This is a genomic window from Arthrobacter sp. Hb9-2 (assembly GCF_059091165.1).
Map to the genome: position 1 here is coordinate 1 of NZ_JBNHGJ010000105.1, position 399 is coordinate 399.

Annotated in this window: 1 protein-coding gene; it reads left to right on the forward strand. The window is 65.9% G+C overall.

All coding sequences use genetic code 11. The features are described 5' to 3' along the window. The coding region (locus AC5RV1_RS21400) for an FAA hydrolase family protein (RefSeq protein WP_493995961.1) at positions 1–399 on the forward strand (399 nt) is incomplete at both ends.

The following is a 399-nucleotide window of genomic DNA, read 5'->3' on the forward strand; positions in this document are numbered from 1 at the left end:
TGCAGGACGCCACCGGCATCACCGAACCGGACTACGGCGCCATCTTCGATGACATGGTGCTGGAGACCGGCTGCTCGGTGGAGTGGGACCAGTACACCCACCCGCGGGTGGAGGTGGAACTCGCGTTCGTGCTCAAGGACGGGCTCAAAGGCCCCGGTGTCACCATCTTCGACGTCCTCAACGCCACGGACTACGTGGTCCCGGCCCTCGAAATCCTCGACTCCAGGATCGAGATGGAAGGCCGCACCATCGTGGACACCATCTCCGACAACGCCGCCATGGGCGCCATGGTGATCGGCGGGCGCCCGGTGAAGCCCGACGCCGTGGACCTCCGCTGGGTCTCCGCCATCCTCTACAAGAACCAAACCGTGGAAGAAACCGGCGTCGCCGCCGGCGTCC